2 pseudogenes are annotated in these 2,450 nt (G+C 73.9%); both read left to right on the forward strand.

The annotated features are described in order from the left end of the window. Positions 1 to 1,449, forward strand: a pseudogene (locus tag JNW89_RS34650) (LuxR C-terminal-related transcriptional regulator); the annotation flags it as partial. Positions 1,450 to 1,564: 115 nt separating this feature from the next. Next, positions 1,565 to 2,336, forward strand: a pseudogene (locus JNW89_RS34655) (DUF5995 family protein). The last annotated feature ends 114 nt before the right edge of the window (positions 2,337 to 2,450 follow it).

Genomic DNA, 2,450 nt, shown 5'->3' on the forward strand with positions numbered 1-2,450 from the left:
CAGCGCGTGCGTGGAGGCCGCCGACTGCACCTCCCGGGAACGGCCACCGCCGCCGCCTCCTCGCCGAGCTGCTGCTGCACCTGGGCCGGTACGCCGACGCCGGCACCCGGGCCCGGGAGGCGCTGGCGCTGGCGGCCGAGGTCGACGGCAGCACCACCGCGGTGGTGCTGGCCAGCTCGCGCTCGGCTTCAGCGAGGCGTTCCTGGAGGACCCGGAGGCCGGCCTGGCCGTGGTGCGGCGGGCGCTGGAGATCGCCGAGCGGGCCGGCGGCCCGAGGACGTGGCGTGCGCGTACCTGCACCTGGCGGAGCTGCTGACCGGGCCGCTGAACATCCTCGAGGAGGGGGTGGTGGTGGCCCGCCGGGGCGCCGAGCGGGTCGCCGAGCTGGGGCTGGGCCGCACCTACGAGACCCGGCTGCTGGCCATCGCCACCAACGGGCTGTTCCGGGTGGGGCAGTGGGCCGAGGCGGAGAAGGTCGTCGCGGCGGCGCTGCGGCACCGCCCGTCCGGCGCGGACGCCGTCGAGCTGCTGCTGGCCCGGTGCCGCCTCTCCGTCGGCTACGGCGACGTGGCGGCCTCCGACCGCGACCTGGAGGCGGTGGCCACGGTGCTGGCCGGTGGCGGGGCGCGGCACGTGCTGCCGATGCTGATCCTGCGGGCCGGGCTGGCGATGTGGCAGGGCCGGCACGACGTGGCCCGGCAGGCCGTGCAGCGCGGCCTCACCGAGAGCCGCTCGGACGACGTGGTGCTGCTGGCCACCCTCGCCTGGCACGGCCTGCGCGCCGAGGCGGAGGCGCACGCCAGCCGGACGGTGCCGGTCGACGAGACCGTGGTCCGCCGGCTGCGCGAGGTGGTCGACCGGGTGGCCCGCAAGAGCGCCCACGCCGCCCGGCCGGTACGCCTGGGCGCGGAGGGCTTCCTGGTGCTCTGCACGGCCGAGCTGAGTCGGCTCGACGGGCGGGGCGACCCCGACCTGTGGGCCCGGTCGGCCGCCGAGTGGGACCGGCGCAACCACCCGTATCCGGCGGCGTACTCGCGGCTGCGGCAGGCCGAGGCGCTGCTCGCCCGACGCAGCCGCGGCGCGACCGCGGCCAAGCTGCTGCGCCGGGCGTACGAGATGGCGCAGGGGCTGGGTGCCGTGCCGCTGACCAGCGAGATCAAGACTCTCGCCGGGCGGGCCCGGGTGGAGCTGGAGGAGCGCGCCCAGCCGGCCGGCGGCACGGGGGCGACCGGCGGCGAGTCGGTCAGTGACGAACTGGCGGTGCTGACCGCCCGGGAGCGCGAGGTGCTCGCCGCGGTGGCCGAGGGGTTGACCAACAAGGAGATCGGCCAGCGGTTGTTCATCAGCGAGCGGACCATCGGCGTGCACGTCTCGCACATCTTCGACAAGCTCCAGGTGCGTACCCGGGTCCAGGCCAGCGCGATCCACCTGCGCAACCGCGCCGACTGACGCACGCCGGGCCGGGACGAATACGTCGTTCTACTGATCCCGTACGTCGGTGTCGCTGGAAGGCTGTCCAGCGACGCCGACGGCACGGGGGTGCCCCGACCACTGTGGAGGAGACATGACGGAACCGGTCTGGGGCCCGGTCCACGCCGACATCGTCGGGCTGCTGGCGGACCACCCGGGTGACGTGCCGGCGGTGGTGGACCACCTCACCAAGCTCCAGGATCTGCTGGTGCGGCTGCCTCCGTTGGAGCGCAGCTGCCCGTTGGCCGACTTCAACGAGCTGTACCTGACCATCACCACCAGCGTGCTGGAGGGGCTGTACGACGACTTCTTCGCCGACCCGGTCTTCCTGTCCCGGCTCGACGTGGAGTTCGCCACCCGCTACTTCGACGCGCTGCGGCTGTGGACGGAGTCCAGCCCGACCACCCCGAAGGCCTGGTCGTGCCTGTTCAAGCGGATGCGCGGCCCGGACGCCCGGCCGCTGCCGTCGGCGGCTGCGGGGGTGAACGCGCACATCAACTTCGACCTGCCGTTCGCGCTGGTGACGACCTTCGACCACCTGGAGTCCGAGCCGGTCGACGGCAGCGAGCAGCACCGCGACTATCTCAAGATCAACGACATCTTCGCCGACAAGATCCCCTCGTTGCGGCGCGGCTACCTGGAGCGGTGGCAGCTGCTGATCGACATGCTCAACGGGGACGTCGACGACTGGTACCAGGGCGAACTGGTGGAATACACCCGGGACGTGGCCTGGCGCAACGCCCAGAAGATCTGGCGGTGCCGGCACGACCCGCACGCCCGAGACTGCGAGCGCACGCGGCTGGACGACAACGCCGCGGCACTCGGCCGGCTACTGCTGTCGCCACTGGGGGGCGTTCCTGCAGTAGCCGGGGACGGGGGGTCCCCGCGCTCCGGGAAACCGGGCGCGGGGGCGCGTCCCCGCCGGGAGCATGGCCGGATGCCGCCGACCGAACAGCCCTCGCCCGGCAACGTCACCACCG

Source organism: Micromonospora sp. 4G55 (assembly GCF_016803375.1).